The sequence below is a fragment of the Kribbella sp. NPDC004138 genome, assembly GCF_053603655.1.
Window position 1 is genome coordinate 104037 of sequence record NZ_JBSGFZ010000022.1, and the last position, 19175, is coordinate 123211.

17 protein-coding genes are annotated in these 19175 nt (G+C 70.4%); 16 read left to right on the forward strand and 1 reads right to left on the reverse strand.

Translation table 11 applies throughout. From position 1 onward, the window contains the following. Nucleotides 1-86 precede the first annotated feature (86 nt). Nucleotides 87-2108: a GxGYxYP domain-containing protein gene (locus ACWEOO_RS28825; protein WP_452145692.1), complete on the forward strand. Its 2022-nt coding sequence runs from the start codon at nucleotides 87-89 to the stop codon at nucleotides 2106-2108. A gap of 51 nt (nucleotides 2109-2159) precedes the next feature. Here ACWEOO_RS28825 and ACWEOO_RS28830 read toward each other — a convergent pair whose 3' ends face one another. Continuing rightward, nucleotides 2160-2759 carry an AMIN-like domain-containing (lipo)protein gene (locus ACWEOO_RS28830; RefSeq protein WP_452145693.1) on the reverse strand — a complete coding sequence of 200 codons (600 nt, stop codon included), beginning with the start codon at nucleotides 2757-2759 and terminating at the stop codon, nucleotides 2160-2162. 64 nt (nucleotides 2760-2823) lie between these two features. Here ACWEOO_RS28830 and ACWEOO_RS28835 point away from each other — a divergent pair, with 64 nt between their 5' ends. The 15 genes from ACWEOO_RS28835 to ACWEOO_RS28905 all read left to right on the forward strand — a co-directional run bounded on the left by ACWEOO_RS28835 (nucleotide 2824) and on the right by ACWEOO_RS28905 (nucleotide 19155). Continuing rightward, nucleotides 2824-3621, forward strand: coding sequence for a GNAT family N-acetyltransferase (locus ACWEOO_RS28835; protein WP_359923507.1), 798 nt, complete (start codon nucleotides 2824-2826; stop codon nucleotides 3619-3621). 54 nt (nucleotides 3622-3675) lie between these two features. Further along, entirely contained in the window at nucleotides 3676-6330 is a 2655-nt protein-coding gene (locus ACWEOO_RS28840; RefSeq protein WP_452145694.1) for a preprotein translocase subunit SecA, read from the forward strand. 70 nt (nucleotides 6331-6400) lie between these two features. Then, nucleotides 6401-7030 (forward strand): VC0807 family protein, encoded by a 630-nt coding sequence (locus ACWEOO_RS28845; RefSeq protein ID WP_452145695.1) that lies wholly within the window; start codon nucleotides 6401-6403, stop codon nucleotides 7028-7030. Next, nucleotides 7031-7279, forward strand: a complete 249-nt coding sequence (locus tag ACWEOO_RS28850; RefSeq protein ID WP_452145696.1) for a hypothetical protein — start codon at nucleotides 7031-7033, stop codon at nucleotides 7277-7279. Then, the gene (locus tag ACWEOO_RS28855) at nucleotides 7276-8211 is read left to right on the forward strand and encodes a hypothetical protein (RefSeq protein ID WP_452145697.1); all 936 of its coding nucleotides are present in this window, start codon (nucleotides 7276-7278) and stop codon (nucleotides 8209-8211) included. Before ACWEOO_RS28850 ends, ACWEOO_RS28855 begins: the two co-directional genes overlap by 4 nt. A gap of 51 nt (nucleotides 8212-8262) precedes the next feature. Beyond that, nucleotides 8263-9690, forward strand: a complete 1428-nt coding sequence (locus ACWEOO_RS28860) for a replication-associated recombination protein A (protein WP_452145698.1) — start codon at nucleotides 8263-8265, stop codon at nucleotides 9688-9690. A gap of 83 nt (nucleotides 9691-9773) precedes the next feature. Continuing rightward, the gene (locus ACWEOO_RS28865) at nucleotides 9774-10517 is read left to right on the forward strand and encodes an excalibur calcium-binding domain-containing protein (RefSeq protein ID WP_452145699.1); all 744 of its coding nucleotides are present in this window, start codon (nucleotides 9774-9776) and stop codon (nucleotides 10515-10517) included. A 187-nt stretch (nucleotides 10518-10704) separates the two neighbouring features. Then, the gene (locus tag ACWEOO_RS28870) at nucleotides 10705-11115 is read left to right on the forward strand and encodes a DUF948 domain-containing protein (protein WP_359923521.1); all 411 of its coding nucleotides are present in this window, start codon (nucleotides 10705-10707) and stop codon (nucleotides 11113-11115) included. Further along, nucleotides 11112-11348 (forward strand): DUF6167 family protein, encoded by a 237-nt coding sequence (locus ACWEOO_RS28875; RefSeq protein ID WP_452145700.1) that lies wholly within the window; start codon nucleotides 11112-11114, stop codon nucleotides 11346-11348. The genes ACWEOO_RS28870 and ACWEOO_RS28875 overlap by 4 nt, the downstream gene beginning before the upstream one ends. 5 nt (nucleotides 11349-11353) lie before the next feature. Next, a complete protein-coding gene (gene alaS / locus ACWEOO_RS28880; protein ID WP_452145701.1) occupies nucleotides 11354-14023 on the forward strand; it encodes an alanine--tRNA ligase in 2670 nt (889 codons plus the stop codon). 13 nt (nucleotides 14024-14036) lie between these two features. After that, nucleotides 14037-14495 carry a Holliday junction resolvase RuvX gene (gene ruvX, locus ACWEOO_RS28885; RefSeq protein ID WP_359923527.1) on the forward strand — a complete coding sequence of 153 codons (459 nt, stop codon included), beginning with the start codon at nucleotides 14037-14039 and terminating at the stop codon, nucleotides 14493-14495. Continuing rightward, nucleotides 14492-15685, forward strand: coding sequence for an endolytic transglycosylase MltG (gene mltG / locus ACWEOO_RS28890; RefSeq protein WP_452145702.1), 1194 nt, complete (start codon nucleotides 14492-14494; stop codon nucleotides 15683-15685). Before ruvX ends, mltG begins: the two co-directional genes overlap by 4 nt. Next, nucleotides 15658-16509: a shikimate dehydrogenase gene (locus ACWEOO_RS28895; RefSeq protein WP_452145703.1), complete on the forward strand. Its 852-nt coding sequence runs from the start codon at nucleotides 15658-15660 to the stop codon at nucleotides 16507-16509. The genes mltG and ACWEOO_RS28895 overlap by 28 nt, the downstream gene beginning before the upstream one ends. Next, nucleotides 16496-18088, forward strand: coding sequence for an FAD-binding oxidoreductase (locus tag ACWEOO_RS28900; protein WP_452145704.1), 1593 nt, complete (start codon nucleotides 16496-16498; stop codon nucleotides 18086-18088). Before ACWEOO_RS28895 ends, ACWEOO_RS28900 begins: the two co-directional genes overlap by 14 nt. A gap of 14 nt (nucleotides 18089-18102) precedes the next feature. Further along, nucleotides 18103-19155 (forward strand): DUF2330 domain-containing protein, encoded by a 1053-nt coding sequence (locus tag ACWEOO_RS28905; RefSeq protein ID WP_452145705.1) that lies wholly within the window; start codon nucleotides 18103-18105, stop codon nucleotides 19153-19155. Nucleotides 19156-19175 lie beyond the last annotated feature (20 nt).

Sequence of the window (19175 nt, forward strand, 5' to 3'; positions counted from 1 at the left end):
TTGTAGTGAGCTATGTACACGCTCTCTTCGCGTTGCTAGATTCCGGGCTGATTTGACATCGATGTCAACCTCAGGGAGTGGTCGCGATGGTTTCGAGACGTACGTTCCTGGCGGGTGGCGGCGCGGTGGCGGCCGGTGGGTTCGGGGTGGTTCCGATGCTCGCGGGCGAGGCACACGCCGCAGTTTCATCGACGTCCGGCAGCCCCGCTCGGCTGCTGCCGGTGTTCAACCGCCCAAAGCACCTGGATTACGGCGACGTCAGCAAACTCAGCGGGGGAGACCAGACCCTGCTGACAACGTTGCAAGGCATCGTCAACCGTACTGAGCCGGAGTTGTACTTCATCTACGACACCGGAACCGAGAGCGTGCCGGACGCCCGCTGGCTGTCCGACATGCGCCTGCCGAAGAAGGAGTACAAGAACCCGCTCGACCTGGTCGCGAAGTACCGCGGCCGGATCCGCGGCGCGATCGTGCACGACCCCGCCGTACCGGATTCGCTGAACGTGGCGACGACGCTCGCCGGCCTCGAGAACGCGGTCGTCGCCGACGCCGACCAGGCCAAGGCGCACGGGTTGCGGATCGTGAAGGATCTGCGCGGGATGTTCGACGACGACCGCGTGAAGACGTACCGCTGGCAGCTCGACAACCTGTTCGGCAAGGTCACGCACAAGCTGCTCGCCGGCCTCCCGCCGACCCGCGTGGTCGACGTCGAGGGTGTCCAGTGGCTGGAGATCGCCCGCGAGACCCAGCAGATCCGCGACTCGTCGAACCGCGGCACCTACAACCTCGACGTCTCCGCCAAACTCGGCAAGGAGGCCGTCTACGTCCGGTTCGCGGACTCGTTCACCGACGACGGCTGGGGCGCTTCGGTCCGGCACGTGGTGGTGACCGCCAACGGCGCCGAGATCGCCCGCTTCGAGCCGAACAGCCCGGAGGAGGCGCCGTACCTGTTCGACGGCTCGCACTCGTCGATCGGCGGTGAGGCCAACCGCTTCGCCGACGGCGGCAACTACTGGATCTACCGCTTCGAACCGCCCGCGGGTACGACGTCCCTCGTCGTCACCGTGGAGATGTGGAACCAGTACCTGGTGTCCGCGACCGACACGTCGCCGACCCGCATCGAGCCGTTCCCGTACTTCCGCGACTACGTGGTGGCGACCAAGGCCTTGGTGAGCTGGCTGCCGCCGGGTGGTGCGACGGGCGACCTGCTCATCGAGCACTACGCGAAGTACCCGACGCTGGCGCCGTACATGGGCTGGTTCGCGAACGACGTCTCCGGTGAGTGGGACGGCGTCGACCTCGCGAGCAAGGGCGGCTCGCCGGTGGTCGCGGCCGACTTCTACATGAACGGCACCGTGCACGCCGGCACCGCGGACCCGATCTCCGACAAGCCCCGGCCGATCCGGCGCATCGACAAGCCGAAGAACAAGGTCTACGTGACGCTGACCTTCGGCGAGGGCGACAACATCCAGTACTGCCAGCGCCGGCTGCGGGAGATCTGGGACGACCCGAAGCGCGGCCAGGTGCCGACGAACTGGACGATCAGCCCGCTGCTGGCCGAGTCGGGTCCCAACATCTACAGCTACTTCCAGCGCACCGCGACCGCGAACGACCTGCTGGTCTGCGGTCCGTCCGGCGGCGGGTACACGTACCCCGCCTCGTGGAAGCCCGAGGAGCTCACGGAGTACCTGAAGATGACCGGCTCGTTCATGCGCCGCACCGCGCTGGACGTGATCTACGCGTACAGCGGCCGCGAGAACAACACCTGGGTCCCGCTGTCCAAGGAGATCGCCGAGGGGTTCGCCGAGTACACGCCGACCAAGGGGATCATGCAGACCTGGGACGGCGATCCGCTCACCGTCCGGCAGGGCGGCATCCCGATCACCGGCGGCTGGGGCGCGCCCGGCAAGGCGGCGGAGTTCAAGGCGGCGCTGGACCGGCGGATCGCGAACTGGGACGGTGCGAGCCCGCTGTTCGTGTCGGGGCTGATCGGCGCCTGGTCGTGGACGCCGTCCGACATGGCCGAACTCGGGCCGCTGCTCACCGATCCGTACGAGGTGATCCTCGCGAACAGCTTCTACGACCTGCTCAACCGAGTTCTGCCCTAAGGACGCAGGTGCGGCCGCCCGGGTGGGATCGGGCGGCCGCTGGGAGGGCGGTCACCAGTGGTGGGCGACGTCCACCACGAGCCGGGAGGCCGAGCCCGGCCCCGCGAGGGTGAAGACCCGGAACGGGAGCCGGGCGCGGACGCCCAGTCCGATCGTCGTCTGACCCTCGAAACTGCCGGCGAACGCGACCTGCCGGAACGTGCTGTACCCCCGCACGTTCGTCAGTTCGCGCCGGTTCGCCGGTGCGTACGTCGTCGTGCCCGACGTGCTGTACGACGGTGCGCGCACGACCACCTGGAGACGGGCGCTGCCGCGCAACGGCACCGCGAAGCCGGATCCGTCCTGGCGCACGGTGCCGACGTACCGGACGTCGTACCCGGCCGCGCGGCCCTTCAGATCGATGACGAGCCGGTCGAAGCACGCGTGCCGGCCGGTGCGGACGTTCGTCAGCGGGGACTGCACCATCCGGCTGTTGGCCTCGGGCAACGAGCCCCAGCCCGTCGGGCAGGAGACGGACGCGGAGCTGAGGGAGGCGGTTCGGGGGGCGGCGGACGATCCGGCGACGGACGGGGCCGCGAAGGCCGCGGCCGGGACTGCGAGCACCGCGGCCGCGGTGAGGATCGCCTTGGGGGTGATGTGGTGAATTCTCATGGTGTCCCCCCTTCAAGGACTTACTCGTTGGACGCCCGAAGGCCCTGATTGGTTGACTGCGCAGATGACTCCTGACGAACTTCTCGACGTGTTCCACCGCCGGATCCGGCTGCCGGACGCGGATGCGATCCCCGGCTGGAAGCAGGAGCACGAGGGTCTGGTCCATCGGTCGTACGTCGAGGGGCCGGACGGGGCCGGTTTCGTGGAGGCCCCGCGCGGCCTCGGGGACGACCCGGACGCGGTGATCGCGCGGGAGGTGGCGTTCTTCCGGGAGCGCGGCCTGCCGTTCGAGTGGAAGACGTACGCGTACGACGAGCCGGCCGACGTCGGTGAGCGGCTGGTTCGTGCCGGATTCGTGCCGGGGGATCCGGAGACGCTGATCCTCGGCGAGGTGGACCGGATCCTGGAGCGGCCGTCGGCGTTGCCGTCGAAGGTCCGGCTGCGGGAGGCCGATGGGCCGGAGGACTACCAGCGGATCGCCGAACTCACGCACAGCCTGTGGGACAGCGGGCTGGCGCGGATCGTGGAGCAGTTGCAGGGCGAGGCGCGGATGTTCCCGGACCGGCTGTCCGTCTTCCTGGTCGAAGACGCGCTCAAAGGTGCGCAGGGCCCGGCCGTTTCCGCCGCGTGGGTGCGGTTCCACCCGGGCACCGGGTTCGCCAGTCTGTGGGGCGGTGGCACGCTGCCGCAGTGGCGGCGTCAGGGCCTCTACAGCGCGCTCCTCGTGCACCGCGCGCAGCTCGCGAAGGACCGCGGCTACGAGTTCCTCCGGGTCGACGCGTCCGAGGACTCCCGCCCGATCCTCCAGAAACTCGGCCTGCACGCGGTCACCCGAACCACGCCGTACCAATGGACGCCGTAACACACCGGACCTGACGCGCGGAACGACCGGCCGAGGCTGTACGTTTCCTGCATCATGGCCCTGAAAATCGCTTCCCGCTTCCGCCGGCTGCTGCAGCGCCCCGGCTCGATCGATCTCGGCCCGTACGAGCGGCTCACCCAGCTGGTCGGCGAGGCGGAGGAATCGGTCCTCTCCCTGACCGACGAAGAGCTCACCGACGCGGTCGCGGAGCTGCGGACCACCGGCGGGTTGCACGAGGACGAGCAGATCGAGTTCCTCGCGCTGGCGCGGGACGCGGGCAAGCGGGCGATCGGCGAGCGCGCGTTCGACGGCCAGGTCGTCGGCGCGCTGGCGATGCTGCAGGGCCGGATCGTCGAGATGGCGACCGGTGAGGGCAAGACGCTGGCCGGCGCGATCGCCGCCGCGGGGTACGCCGTCGGCGGCCGCAAGGTCCATGTGCTGGCGGTCAACGACTACCTGGCCAAGCGCGACGCCGAGTGGATGGGCCCGGTGTACGAGCTGCTCGGCGTCACCGTGTCGCACGTCGGCCAGGCGTCCACCCCGCAGGAGCGCCGCGAGGCGTACCAGGCGGAGGTCTGCTACGTCCCGGTCAGCGAGATCGGTTTCGACGTGCTGCGGGACCGTCTCGTCACCGACGCGGCGGACCGGGTCACCGTCGAGCCGGACGTGGCGCTCGTCGACGAGGCCGACTCGGTGCTGATCGACGAGGCCCGGGTGCCGATGGTGCTGGCCGGCGCGACCCGCAACGAGGCCCTCGACGACGACGTCGTCCAGCTGGTCCGGACGCTGCGCGCGGGCGTCGACTACGAGATCGACGGCGACGGCCGCACGGTCGCGCTGACCGACCGGGGCACCGACAAGGTCGAGGCTGCCCTTGGCGAACGCGCAGCCGTAGCCGCCGAGCCGGCGACCAAGACAGCGACCGAGACAGCTGAGACAGCTGCGACAGCCGAGGCCGACGGGGCGGCTGAGGACGCTGACGCGGACGGCGAGGCCGACGAGGCAGCTGAGGACGTGGACGGCGAGGTTGAGGCTGCGGCCGGGCCCGAGCGTCCGAAGTACAACCTGTACGACGACGAGAACCTCGACCGGCTGACCCAGATCAACGTCGCGCTGCACGCCGAGGTGCTGCTGCGCAAGGACGTCGACTACCTGGTCCGCGACGGCAAGGTCAGCCTGATCAACAACAACCGCGGCCGGATCGCGAAGCTGCAGCGCTGGCCCGACGGTCTGCAGGCCGCCGTCGAGGCGAAGGAAGCGGTGCCGGTCAGCGACTCCGGCGAGGTGCTCGACAGCATCACCGTGCAGGCGCTGATCAAGCGCTACAAGTCCCTGTGCGGCATGACCGGTACGGCCGTCGTCGTCGGGGAGTCGCTGCAGGAGTTCTACGACGTCGAGGTCGCCGTCGTCCCGCCGAACAAGCCGAACATCCGCAAGGACGACCCGGACCGGCTGTACCTGACCGTCGACCAGAAGAACGAGGCACTGGTCAAGCACATCGGCGAGGTGCACGAGACCGGCCGGCCGATCCTGATCGGGACGCACAGCGTCGAGGAGTCCGAGCAGCTCAGCGACCAGCTCGCGGCGGCCGGCATCGAGCACGTCGTCCTGAACGCGAAGAACGACGCCGAGGAGGCGGCGATCATCGCGGAGGCCGGCGTGCCGGGCACGGTGACCGTGTCGACCCAGATGGCTGGCCGCGGTACCGACATCCGGCTCGGCGGCAAGGACGAGACGCACGACAAGGACAAGGCCATCGAGCTCGGCGGCCTGTACGTGATCGGCACCGGTCTGCACGCGTCGCGGCGGCTGGACGACCAGCTGCGCGGTCGCGCCGGGCGGCAGGGCGACCCGGGCGGATCGCTGTTCTTCGCCTCGCTCGCCGACGAGCTGGTGACGCGGTACTCCGTGTCGTCCGGTCTCCGGCCGCACCCGGACGACACCGGGCGACTGACCGACCGCAAGTCGATCGGGATGCTGGAGCACGCGCAGCGGGTCGCGGACGGCGCCAACGCCGAGCTGCACCGGACCACCTGGCAGTACAACCGGCTGACCGGGCAGCAGCGCGCGATCCTGCTCGAGACCCGCGAGCAGGCGCTGACCGAGGACCTGGCCGCGACCGAGCTGGCCGAGCGCGCCAAGGAGCGGTACGACGAGCTGGTCGACGAGGTCGGCGAGGACGTGGTGAAGAGCGCGGCGCGGCGGATCGCACTGCGGCACCTGGACCGGCGCTGGACCGACCACCTGGCCTACCTCGCGGACCTGCGCGAGGGTATCCACCTGCGCTCGCTGGCCGGCGGCATCGTGCACCTGAAGCCGATCGACGAGTTCAACAAGTCGGCGATCGCGTCGTTCGACACGCTGATCGAGGACGCCTGGAAGGACGCGGCCGAGACGTTCGCGGACGCCGAGATCAGCTCCGACGGCCTGAACGAGGAGGCCAGCGGGATCCCGCGGCCGACCGCGACCTGGACGTACCTGGTCAACGACAACCCGTTCGGCACCGAGGCCGACCGGATCCTCGGCCGCCTCCGGAACGCGATCAAGCCGGAGTCGGGCGCCGAGCCCGAGGAGATCCTCCCCGAGGAGTTCGACGCGGACGAGCTCCCCGAGGAACTCCGCGACCTCGACGACGAGGACCTCCCGGAGGAGCTCCGCGCCGCCGATGACGACGATGACGACGACGAGGCCGCGAAGAAGAAGGACTGAGACTTTGGTCTAGGGGTGAACAGCCGTCGGCTCGATGCCGGCCGACGGCTGCCTCGGCGAAGCTCGCCGCATGCCCACGCACAAAGGCCCCTGGCTGCTCGTCGTCGACATCGCCCTCCCGCTCGCGCTGTTCTACGGTCTCAAAGCGCTCGGAGCGAGTGACCTGACCGCATTGGTCGTCGGTGTGGTCCCAGGGCTGATCAGTTCGGCGGTCTCGCTGGCGCGCACCCGGCGTACCGACCTGCTCGGGATGGCCGTCGTGATCAGCATGGTGGCGAGCACGGTCGTGGCGGTGATGGGTGGGGACGCACGCCTGCTGCTGGTCCGCAACGCGTGGATCAGCCTGCCGTTCGCGGGCATCACCTTGTGGTCGCTGCGGCACCCGCAACCGATGACCTACGTCGTGACCCGGGCGCTGTTCGCGCGCCGGGCCGCGGTGATGGATCGGCTCTGGGAGACGAACGCGCGGTTCCGCGACGCGTGGAAATGGATCACGGTGTGGTGGGGGATCGCCACGATCATCGACGGGATCGTGCGCGTCGTGGTGGCCTACACGCTGCCGATCTCCGTGGTCCCGGCGACCGACCCGGTGATCACCGTCGCGACCATCGTCGTCCTGCAGGTCCCGACGCTCGTCCTGCTGCGACGCAGCGGCACGTGGCACCTCGTGTTCGCCCCTCGGCGTCCTACAGTCGGGTAGGTGACCGACTACGTTACGCAAGACCGCATGCGTGAACTGCTCGACTCCGGCGAAGCGACGCCGATGCTCGCGGGGATGGAGGTCGGTCCGACCTGGTACGCCGGGCGCTGGTGGTACATCCCGGTCGAGGCGGCAGAGAACGCCGACTACCAGCCGGCCGACCCCGAGAAGTCCGAGCGGTTCGACCGGCTCAAACGCCGGGCGGAGGCGGTCGAGCGAGTCCAGGCCGAGCTGGACGGCCGGCAGTGATCCCGCGGGCCGAACGGCGGGAACCCACCCGGGACGAGCTGGCCGCCGCCCAGCAGGTGGTGGACCTGTTCGCCGCTGAGGCCCTCCTGGCCCTCGATCGGTACGAGCGGTCGTTCCCGGCGCAGGCGACCGACCAGGCGCGCAGAACCGCGGACCGGCTCGCGTACTGGTGGCGCAGGCTCGACTTGGACGACGTACGCCTGGATCCGGAGGGGTCCGATGCCGAACAGATCCTGGGCGCGGCGGCGGATCTGTCACTCGACCCCGACAACCAGTGGGGACTCAGTCTCGAGGAGGCGTCCGCCCAGGCGGTCACCAGGGCCGCGATGGACGGCCGGACGATGCCGACCACCACCGTCGCGGACCTCCGCAAGGAGTTCGAGGACGCGTACGGCGGGCGAGCGGATGTGCCTGCCCGCGACGACGAATGGCTCGGGCAGTCCCTGACCCGGCTGGGCCGCGCCTGCGTGCTGCGGGACGTGATCGCCGAGGGAGCGCAGGTCCGGGTCAGTGAGCCGCTGCGGCGGGCTGCCGACGACCTGGTCCAGCAGGGGCAGCAGTTCATGGACGATCGCCGTTACCTCGCCCGGAAGCAGGAGGCGCCGATCGACCGGCGTCCGACGCTCTTTCGGCAGGCGAGGATCAGCGGGGCGTTCTTTGCCTACAGCGCGGGAGTGGGGCTGACGGGTGCGCCGCTCTGGGCAGAGCTCGCGATGCGGGTGCCGGCGATCGCGCTGTACGTCAAAGGAACCGCCGATGCCTGGCGGGACCACGACCAGGCTGTCGCGACCCGACTCGATCCCGCGCAGGCCCAGCTGCGCTCCGTACGCAAGGGCATCGCCGATTCGCTCGACACCCCGCCGCCCGCGACTCGCCGTGACACCCGTAGCCTGCGCAGCTCGCACAACCGTCCCGGCGGACCCAGCCGGTAGCCGCGTCCGCCGGATGGGCGGTCTGTCGGCGGGCCTGGTTAGGCTTCTGGCGTGAGTGATGGGTTGTTCGATCTTCCTGGTGCGCCGGCGCCTGCCCGTGGTGGCGGGAGTCTGGCGGACATGGACCACACGGCGGCGCCGCTGGCGGTGCGGATGCGGCCGCGGAGCCTCGACGAGCTGGTCGGCCAGCAGCACCTGCTGGCGCCGGGCTCGCCGCTGCGGCGGCTCGTGGAGGGCGACCAGCCGATGTCGCTGCTGCTTTGGGGTCCTCCGGGGACCGGGAAGACCACGATCGCGGCGGTGGTGTCGCATCAGACCAACCGGAAGTTCGTCGAGCTGTCGGCGGTCACCGCGGGGGTGAAGGACGTGCGGCAGGTGATCGACGGCGCGCGCCGGGACCTGTCTCGCGCGACCGGCGCGGTCGAGACCGTGCTGTTCATCGACGAGGTCCATCGCTTCACCAAGGCCCAGCAGGACGCATTGCTTCCCGGTGTGGAGAACCGCTGGGTCACCCTGGTCGCCGCCACGACCGAGAACCCCTTCTTCAGCGTGATCTCACCGCTGCTGTCCCGCAGTCTGCTGCTCACGCTCGAGTCGCTGACGGACGACGACATCTCCACTCTGCTCGACCGCGCGCTCGTCGACGACCGCGGGCTGAACGACGAGTTCGAGCTGGCCGCCGACGCCCGCGACCACCTGCTCCGGATGGCCGGCGGCGACGCCCGCCGCGCCCTCACCTATCTGGAGGCCGCGGCCGGCGGAGCCCGCGCCAAGCACGAGCAAGCGCTGAAGTACGCCTCGGCCGAGCAGGACGATCCGGCCGACCAGGACACCGCCGAGCGGGCGTTGATCGATCTCGTCACGTTGGAGACGGCCGTCGACCGGGCCGCCGTGCGGTACGACCGGGCCGGGGACCAGCACTACGACGTCGCGTCGGCGCTGATCAAGTCGATCCGCGGGTCCGACGTGGACGCCGCGATGCACTACCTGGCCCGGATGATCGAGGCGGGGGAGGACCCGCGGTTCATCGCCCGCCGGCTGGTGATCTCGGCCAGCGAGGACATCGGTATGGGCGACCCGACCGCGCTCGGCGTCGCCGTCGCGGCCGCGGAGGCGGTCCAGCTGATCGGGATGCCGGAGGCCCGCATCAACCTCGCGCAGGCGGTCGTCGCCCTCGCGCTCGCGCCCAAGTCCAACGCGGTGATCACGGCCGTCGACGCCGCGATCGCGGACGTGAAGGCCGGCAAGGTCGGCCCGGTGCCGCCGCATCTGCGAGACGCGCACTACGCCGGCGCGAAGAAGCTCGGCCACGGCTCGTCGTACCAGTACTCGCACGACGACCCGCGCGGCATCGTCCCGCAGCAGTACGCGCCGGACGTGATCGACGGCACCGACTACTACAAGCCCACCCGCCGCGGCGGCGAGGCGTCGTACGCCGACCGGGTGGCGGCGATCCGGAAGATCCTGCGGGACCGTTAGCGAGTCAGCACACAACGTGAGCTTCGATTGAAGCGTATGAATTGGGTAGGCTGCCTCTCGGCCTGGGGGTGAAGGGTTTTCTCGTGAGGCAGTTCCGCCTAGGTCGACATGCACGGAAGTTCGGAGCGCGGCACAGCCGTCGGCGCCTACCGCTCCTGAAGCTCGGCGTCGTCGCGGCAGTCGTGGTCGCGGCCGCCGGCGCCTGGTTCTTCGTCCCGACCGGATCGCACAACACCGCCGACTCGCAGCCGCCGTCGTCAGTCGGCTCCTCGACCCCGCCGGACGGCCGTTCGGAAGGTACGTCGCGGTCGAGCGCCCGGCCGTCGCTCCCGGTCGGCAAGCCCCTGCAGGCCGGTACGCCGTGGAGCACGGCCTGGACCCCGGCCACCCCGTGGACAGCGGCCGCCCCGGACGGCTCGACCACCGGTACGACGACGTCCGCCACTCCGACCGGTACGACCGGCACCCCGAGCGACCCGACGACGGCAACCCCGACCACCGGTACGACGGGGACCCCGGCAGCGCCGACGACGACCGCCCCCACCACGGGCACCCCGTCGACAAGCACTCCGTCCACAAGCACTCCGAGCACCACGCCGAGCACCACCCCGACGACCCCGGCCCCCCCGAGCACGAGCCCGCCGACCTCCGGTACGACGACCGCCACCCCGTCGGCGACCCCGAGCAGCACCCCGTCCGTCGTGTACCGGAACTGCGCCGAGGTCCGCGCCGCCGGCAAGGCGCCGCTGTACCGCGGCGACCCCGGCTACACCGCGGCCCTGGACCGCAACGGCGACGGAATCGCCTGCGAGAACGGGAACTCCTAGGAACTCGCACGTCCCCGGTGCTGCGGTTTGGTGGGGGACTGTGATGTGAGGGATGGTGTCCTGGAGCGGAGTGTGACAGGGCCGCGCGATAAGGTCAGGCGGTCCACAGTGACGCGGAGAGTCGCGCAGAGTCGCGGAGAGTTCGCGTCAGGTCGCATGAGGTCGCTACGGAAGGTGGATCGTTTCCATGAGCGTCGGTGAAGTCGCGGGGCTGATAGCCGCCTGCGCGCTGCTCATCCTGGTGGGCCTGCTGGCCTATCCGATCCTGAAGCTCGGCAAGGTGTTCGACGAGACCCGGATCATGGTGAAGGGCGTCTCCGACTCCAGTATCCCGCTGCTCGGCGAGGTGACCACCACGGTGGCGACCACCAACGCCCAGCTGGCGAAGGTGGACACGATCACCGACAACGCGACCACCGTGACCACCAACGCGGCCGCGCTGATGTCGCTGTTCTCGGCCACCGCCGGCGGACCGCTGGTGAAGGCGGCCGCGTTCTCGTACGGCGTGCGCCGGGCACTTGGCGAGCAACAGCGCAAGGACGTCGCCAAGCGCGTCAAGGACGAGATGAAGGCCGAGCGGAAGGCGCGGAAGCGGTGAAGCGGATCTTCTGGCTGATCGTCGGGATCGCCGTCGGCATCTACGCCGTCACCCGGCTGAAGAAGCGCGCCCAGATCCTCGCGCCGGACAGCGTCCAGGAGTCCGCGGCCAAGCTGGCCGCCGCAGTCCGGCACTTCGGCGACCAGGTCCGCGAGGGCATGGCCGAGCGGGAGACCGAGCTGCGCGACGCGCTGGGCATCGAGAACACCAACGATCGTGAGGACTACCGGTAACACCCATGGAAACCAGTGAGATCAGGCGGCGGTTCCTGCAGTACTTCGAGGACCGCGGCCACACCGTGGTGCCGAGCGCGCCGCTGCCGTCGCCGGACCCGAACCTGCTGTTCAACGTCGCCGGCATGGCCCAGTTCGTGCCGTACTTCGTCGGCCAGCAGACCCCGCCGTACCCGCGGGCGACCAGCGTGCAGAAGTGCGTGCGGACCCTCGACATCGACGAGGTCGGCAAGACCACCCGGCACGGCACGTTCTTCCAGATGAACGGCAACTTCTCCTTCGGCGACTACTTCAAGGACAAGGCCATCGAGTACGCCTGGGAGCTGGTCACCAAGCCCCAGAACGAGGGCGGCTACGGGTTCGACGAGTCGGTCCTGTACGCCTCGGTGTACTACGAGGACGACGAGGCGATCGACATCTGGAAGCGGGTCGCCGGCCTGCCCGACGACCGGATCGTCCGGCTCGGCATGAAGGACAACTTCTGGTCGATGGGCATCCCCGGCCCGTGCGGCCCGTGCTCGGAGATCCTGATCGACCGCGGCCCGGAGTTCGGCGCCGACCGGGACTGGGAGGCGGGCGACCGCTACCTGGAGTTCTGGAACCTGGTCTTCATGCAGAACATCCGCGGTGAGGGCGGCGGCAAGGAGGGCTACCCGATCCTCGGCGAGCTGCCGAAGAAGAACATCGACACCGGTCTCGGCCTGGAGCGGGTCGCGTACCTGCTGCAGGGCGTCGACAACATGTACGAGATCGACGAGATCTACCCGGTGATCGAGAAGGCGACCGAGCTGACCGGCCGCAAGTACGGCGCCGGGCACGAGGACGACGTCCGGTTCCGGGTCGTCGCGGACCACGTGCGCAGCGCGCTGATGCTGATCGGCGACGGCGTCACGCCGGGCAACGAGCAGGGCGGGTACGTGCTGCGCCGCCTGCTGCGCCGGGCGATCCGCTCGATGCGCCTGCTCGGCTACGAGGACCCGAGCCTGGTCGAGCTGCTCCCGGTGAGCCTGGAGCAGATGAAGAAGTCGTACCCGGAGCTGGTCACCGACTTCGGCCGGATCAGCCAGGTCGCGTACGCCGAGGAGGAGGCGTTCCGCCGCACCCTCACGGCCGGTACGACGATCTTCGACGTCGCCGTCAAGGCGACCAAGGAGAGCGGCGCGCACCAGCTGGAGGGCGCGAAGGCGTTCCAGCTGCACGACACGTACGGCTTCCCGATCGACCTGACGATCGAGATGGCGGCCGAGCAGGGCCTGAACGTCGACACCGAGGGCTTCCGCTCGCTGATGAAGGAACAGCGCGAGCGGGCCAAGGCCGACGCGCGCGCGAAGAAGGCCGGCCACGCGGACACCTCGGGCTACCGGGAGCTGCGGGAGAAGGGCGTCACCGAGTTCACCGGGTACCAGGAGCTCTCGTCGGACTCGCAGGTCCGCGGCCTGCTCCGGGACGGCGCGGTCGCGCAGTTCGCCGAGCAGGGCGAGACCGTCGAGGTCGTGCTCGAGAAGACCCCGTTCTACGCCGAGTCCGGCGGCCAGATCGCCGACGAGGGCCTGATCACCGGTGACGGCCTGAAGCTGAAGGTGCTCGACGTGCAGCGGCCGGTCAAGGGCCTGATCGTGCACAAGGTCGAGATCCTCGAGGGCGTCCTGCGCCCGGGCGAGGACGTGCACGCGGCCGTCGACCACGAGTGGCGGGTCTCGGCCTGCCAGGCGCACTCCGGCACGCACGTCGTGCACGCCGCGCTGCGCCAGGTGCTCGGCCCGAACGCACTGCAGAGCGGTTCGTACAACAAGCCCGGCTACCTGCGGCTCGACTTCGCGTGGTCGTCGGCGCTGGACGCGGCGACCCGGTCGGAGATCGAGGAGGTCGCGAACCTCGCGGTCCGGCAGGACCTGCCGGTGTCGGCGCAGTACATGTCGCTGCCAGAGGCCCGGGACTGGGGTGCGCTGGCGCTGTTCGGTGAGACGTACGACGAGCAGGTCCGCGTGGTCGAGATCGGCGGGCCGTGGTCGCGTGAGCTCTGCGGTGGCACGCACGTGAAGCACTCGTCGCAGGTCGGCGCGCTGACCGTCACCGGCGAGTCCTCGGTCGGCGCCGGGGTCCGGCGGATCGAGGCGTTCGTCGGCATGGAGGCGCTGCACTACCTCGGCCGCGAGCGGGCGCTGGTCCGGCTGCTGAGCGAGAACCTGAAGGCCCGCCCGGAGGAGCTGCCCGCCAAGGTCGCCGACCTGGCCGAGCGGCTGCGGGTGGCCGAGAAGGAGCTCGAGCGGGTCCGCGCCGCGCGGGTGCTGGAGGCCGCAGCCGAGCTCGCGAAGGACCCGAAGGACGTCTTCGGCGTCCAGTACGTCGGCCATCGCGCACCCGACGGCGTCAACGGCGGCGACCTGCGCAAGCTGGCGCTGGACGTCCGCGGCCGGATGGGCAACGACAAACCGGCCGTCGTCGCCGTGCTGAGCGTGAACGACGGCAAGCCCGGCGTGGTGATCGCGCTCAACGACACCGCTCGCGAGTGGCGGCTGAAGGCCGGCGACCTGGTCCGGGTCGCGGCCGAGAAGCTCGGCGGCCGGGGCGGCGGCAAGGACGATGTCGCGCAGGGTGGCGGCACGGACGCGGCCGGTGCCGGCGACGCGCTGAGCGCCGTCGAGCACGCCATCGGTCACCAGGTGACCGGCTGAGGGACGTGGTCAGATGAGACGTGGCGTGCGGATCGCGCTGGACATCGGGGACGCCCGGATCGGCGTCGCCAGCAGCGATCCGCAGGGGATCCTGGCCACGCCTGTGGAGACCGTCCGGCGTGGGCCCGGCGATCTGGATAGGATCGCGGCACTCGCCGCCGAACTGGAGGCGTTCGAGATCGTGGTCGGGCTGCCGCGTTCCCTGTCCGGGGGCGAGGGGCCGGCCGCGGTGAAGATCCGGGAGACGGCGGAGCAGGTGCGGGACAAGGTGCACGAGAAGGACACCGGAACGACGGTGCGGCTGGTGGACGAGCGGTTCACCACCGTCACCGCCGAGCGGATGTTGCGGGAACGGGGAAAGAAGGGTTCGAAGCGACGGGCCGTGGTCGACCAGGCCGCGGCGGTCGTGATTCTCCAGCACGCGCTCGACCTCGAGCGCGAGACCGGCAACCCACCCGGGAGGCCCCTGTGAACGGACCGTCGGTAGACGAACACACCAGCGAGGGCGAGGACCTCGGCAGCGGGCTCGGGCTGCGCGCCGAGTCCCGCGTGGAGCGGCGCGCCAACCGGCGCCGCGCCCGCGGCCGGCGCGCGTTCGGCTGCTTCGCCGGCCTGGTCTCGCTGCTCGTCGTCGGTGCCCTGGTGGCCGGCGCGGTGGTCGGCTTCGGCAAGGGCAAGGACGCGCTCGAGGGCCTGTTCTCCGCACCCGACTACGAGGGCGCCGGCACCGGCACGGTGGTCGTCGAGATCACCAAGGGCCAGGCGACCGCGTCGATCGCGGACACCTTGGAGAAGAAGGAGGTCGTGAAGAGCGCCCGCGCCTTCGAGCGGGTGGCCCGCGACGACCCGCGCTCACTGCAGATCCAGGCGGCGACGTACACGCTGCGCAAGCACATGTCGGCCAAGGCGGCCCTCGCGCTGATGCTGAACACCGCCGAGTCGGTCAGGGTGGCCCGGATCAGCGTTCCGGCCGGCAAGACCAAGGCGGAGGTCGCGCTGATCCTGCAGGGCTCGAAGCTGAAGCTGCCGGCCGGCGCTGCCGCGACCGCGCTCGGCAAGCCCGCTCTGCTCGGCCTCCCGCCGTATGCGCACAACAACGCCGAGGGCTTCCTGTCCCCGGGGACGTACGACGTGCCGAAGAACGCGAACGCCTACACGATGCTCAAGCTGATGACCGCCGAGTACAACAAGAACGCGGCCTCGCTGAATCTGGTGAACACGGCGGGCCGGAAGAAGCTCGACCCGTACCAGGCGGTCATCGTGGCCAGCATCATCGGCGCGGAGACCAACCGGTCGCAGGACTACGCGAAGGTCGCGCGGGTGATCTACAACCGGCTCGCGGCCGGGATGCGGCTGCAGATGGACTCGACGATCCACTACGTGGTCGGCCGGGACGGCGGTGTCTTCACCACGCCCGAGCAGCGGAAGGACCCATCGCCGTACAACACCTATCTGCACAAGGGCCTGCCGCCGACGCCGATCAACTCGCCGACCCGTGACGAGCTGCGGGCCGCGATCAACCCGGCGCAGGGTTCCTGGCTGTACTTCACGCTGGTCAACCTGGACACCGGCGAGACCGCGTTCGCCAGCACCAACCAGGAGCACGAGGCGAACGTGGCGAAGCTCCAGGCCTGGTGCCAGGCGCACAAGGGCCGGTGCTGATGACGCGGTGCGCGGTGCTCGGTTCGCCGATCGCGCACTCGCTGTCGCCGGCGATGCACCGGGCCGCGTACGCCGCCCTCGGCCTGGACTGGCAGTACGACGCGTACGAGGTGGAGGAAGCCGAGCTCGCCGGGTTCGTGGCGGGCCTCGGTCAGGACGTCCGTGGGCTGTCGCTGACGATGCCTTTGAAACGCGTCGCGCTCGACCTCGTGGACACGGTGGACCCGGTCGCGGAGCTGATCGGCGCGGCGAACACGATGCTGCTCGAGCCGGACGGGTCTCGATCCGCGCACAACACCGACGTACCGGGGCTGGTGAACGCGTTCGCCGAGCGCGGCATCACCGCCGCCGAGTCCGCGGTCGTGCTGGGCGGTGGAGCGACGGCAGCCTCGACCCTCGCCGCGCTGCGCGGTCTGCAGGTCAGCGAGGTGACCCTCGTCGTCCGTGAGATCGCCAAGGCCGAGCGCCTGCGCGATCTGGCCGCGGAGCTCGGGCTCCGGACGGCGGTCGCGGACTTCTCGCAGGTCGAGCAGATCGGCGGCTTCGACCTGTGCGTGTCGACACTGCCCGGCGGCGCGGCCGACCCGTGGGCCGAGCACTTCGCCGGCGTCGCGCCGGTGGTGTTCGACGTGGCTTACCACCCGTGGCCGACGCGGCTCGCCATCGCGGCGCACCGGGTCGGTACGGAGTTGTTGAACGGACTTGATCTGCTCGTGCATCAGGCGACCCTCCAGGTGGAGATGATGACGGGTAGGTCGCCGGCTCCTCTGGCGGCCATGAGGGCTGCCGCGCGTGAGGAGCTCGGGGATCGTGAGCCTGCTTGACCGTCGTACCGTTCTGAAAGCCGGCGGCGCCGTTTGGGTTGGCGGAGCCGTGGTCACCGTGGCCGGCTGCGGCGACTCGACGAACGACACCGGCGGTACGGCGAGCCCGTCGCAGACCCCGAGCGCCACCAGCTCGACGACAGCCCCGCCGAGCACCACCTCTTCCGCGACACCGAGCACGACACCGAGCACAACCCCGAGCACGACACCGGGCGGCAGCCCCGGCACATCGGCGCCGACGCAGACGGGGGCCGGGCCGAACTGGAACACCTTCGCCAGGTCACTGAAGGGCCGCCTCTACCTGCCCTCCACCTCGGGGTACGCCGCCGCGCACCAGCTCTTCAACCCGCGCTGGGACAGCGTCCGCCCGACCGCCGTGGTGAAGGCGGCGAGCCCCGCCGACGTGCAGAAGGCGATCGACTTCGCCCGCACCAACAAGCTCGTCCTCGTCGCGAAGAGCGGCGGCCACTCGTACGTCGGCGCGTCGACGATCGCCAACGGCTTGCAGTTCGACGTCGGCGGCCTGGATACCATGAGCTACGCGAACGGCGTCCTCACGGTCGGCGCCGGAGCCCGCCTGTACGACGTCCACGCGTTCCTCGACCGCTACGGCCGGTCGCTGCCGACCGGCACCTGCCCGACCGTCGGCGTGGCCGGGCTGACCCTCGGCGGCGGGATGGGGATCCACACGAGGACGTACGGCCTGACCTGTGACCGGGTCGTGTCGATGGGCGTGGTCACCGCGGACGGCAAGGCGCACACCGTCAGCGCCTCGTCCGAGCCCGAGCTGTTCGCCGCGCTGCGCGGCAGCGGCGGCGGCAATCTGGGGGTGGTGACGTCGTTCCAGTTCGCCACGATCCCGGCGACGAAGCTCGGGTTCTTCCGGCTGACCTGGCCGGAGTCGCAGGCCGCGGCCGTCGTCCGTGGCTGGCAGAAGTTCGCCCAGAGCGCACCCACCACGGTCTGGGGCAACCTGCACATCGATGCCAAGAGCAACGGAACGTTGTCGGTCCGGGTGCTCGGCGTGTCCACGACCGGCGACGCGACCGCGGCGGCCGCGCAGTTGGAGTCGTTCGTCGGCGCGAAGGCGTCCGCGCGGACGCTGTCGGTCAAGTCGCACCTGGAAGCGGTCAAGTACCTCGGCGGCGGTACGACGAGTCCGCGCCAGGGTTTCCTCGCCGGTTCCGACGTGCTCAAGGGCCCGATGGACGCCGCGACGATCACCGGCCTGCTCGGCGCGGTGAAGTCCGCCGCGCGGGCCGGGACTCCGGCGTCGGCCATCCTCGACCCGCTCGGCGGACAGGCCGCGAAGACGCCGGCCGGCGGATCGTCGTGGCCGTGGCGGAGCGCCCTGGCCGTCATCCAGTGGTACTCCTCGGCGCAGAACACGGGCGCGCAGACCTTCATCGCGAACGGTCACCGGGCTGTGCGTGCGTTCTCCGCCGGCGCCTACGTGAACTACGTCGAGACCGGCCGGGCGGTCAGTTCGTACTACGGCGCGAGCGCGGCGAAACTGGACGCCGCGAAGAAGAAGTACGACCCGTCGAACTTCTTCCACACGGCGTACACCTTCGGCTAGCTAGTGTTCGGCCCGTGAAGCTTTGGCGGGTGGTCGCGGGTGTGCTGGCTGTCGGGTTCGTCGCGGCCGGGGTGACTCCGGCCTGGGCGTGCGCCTGCGGCGGGTACCTGCCGGACGCGCAGTCGGCGGCCCGGGCGTACGGCGAGAACGCGCTCGTGCAGCACTCGGGCGGCACCGAGCAGATCACGCTCTCGATGGCGGTGCGCGGCGCGTCGAAGAAGGCGGCATGGATCATGCCGGTCCCGGCGGCCGCGACGGTGGAACTCGGCGAGGACGACGACCTGTTCTACCGGCTCGACCAGGCGACCAGGCCGAAGCGCGTGGTGAAGAAGACGTACTGGCCGTTCCGGGATCTCGGGATCATGGGCAGCGGCCGCGGAGACTCGGCCGGCGCCCCCGCGCCCGGAGCCGGGGTGAGCGTCAAGGAGCAGATGCTGCTCGGGCCGTTCGCGGTCACCCGGCTCACCGGGTCGAGCGGGACGGCCGTCACGGACTGGCTGCGCACGAACGGCTACGTCGTACCGGCGACGCTGGCCGCGAACCTCACGCCGTACCTGACCGAGAAGTGGGAGATCGTCGCGGTGAAGCTCGCGCCGAAGCAGGACGGCGAGAGCCTGTCCGGGCGGACGCCGCCGCTGCGGCTGACGTTCGCGTCGGACCGGATCGTGTACCCGATGCGGCTGAGCAAGGGCGCGACCACGACGCAGACGGTCACGGTGTACGTCGCGGCGGAGCACCGCGTGGACGCGACGAAGGTGCCGGACGCCGCGGTCACTCCTGAGCTGTTGTTCGCCGGCCGGGTCGAGATGGAGGCGCTGCCGAAGCCGGCCGACTTCCTGACCGCGTACACCGCGACGTACCGCGAGCCGGGCAAGATCACCGACGACTTCACGTTCGCGCAGGCGGCGAACGACGACGAGTACCAGCGGATCACGTACGTCACCGAGAACGAAGGCTTCTGGAGCACGGTCGCGGTCCTCGTCGGACTCCTCCTGCTGTTCGTTGCCGCTGCTCTGGTGCTCGCGCGGGTGCTGGCCCGGCGGGCGGCCGCGCGCGCCGGCCGGTAGATCGTCTAGGGTCGTCGATC

Coding starts and splice junctions, on each gene's coding strand:
- ACWEOO_RS28825 (WP_452145692.1), top strand. CDS start 87: ATGGTTTCGAGACGTACGTTCCTGGCGGGTGGCGGCGCGGTGGCGGCC.
- ACWEOO_RS28830 (WP_452145693.1), bottom strand. CDS start 2,759: ATGAGAATTCACCACATCACCCCCAAGGCGATCCTCACCGCGGCCGCG.
- ACWEOO_RS28835 (WP_359923507.1), top strand. CDS start 2,824: ATGACTCCTGACGAACTTCTCGACGTGTTCCACCGCCGGATCCGGCTG.
- ACWEOO_RS28840 (WP_452145694.1), top strand. CDS start 3,676: ATGGCCCTGAAAATCGCTTCCCGCTTCCGCCGGCTGCTGCAGCGCCCC.
- ACWEOO_RS28845 (WP_452145695.1), top strand. CDS start 6,401: ATGCCCACGCACAAAGGCCCCTGGCTGCTCGTCGTCGACATCGCCCTC.
- ACWEOO_RS28870 (WP_359923521.1), top strand. CDS start 10,705: ATGAGCGTCGGTGAAGTCGCGGGGCTGATAGCCGCCTGCGCGCTGCTC.
- alaS (WP_452145701.1), top strand. CDS start 11,354: ATGGAAACCAGTGAGATCAGGCGGCGGTTCCTGCAGTACTTCGAGGAC.
- ruvX (WP_359923527.1), top strand. CDS start 14,037: ATGAGACGTGGCGTGCGGATCGCGCTGGACATCGGGGACGCCCGGATC.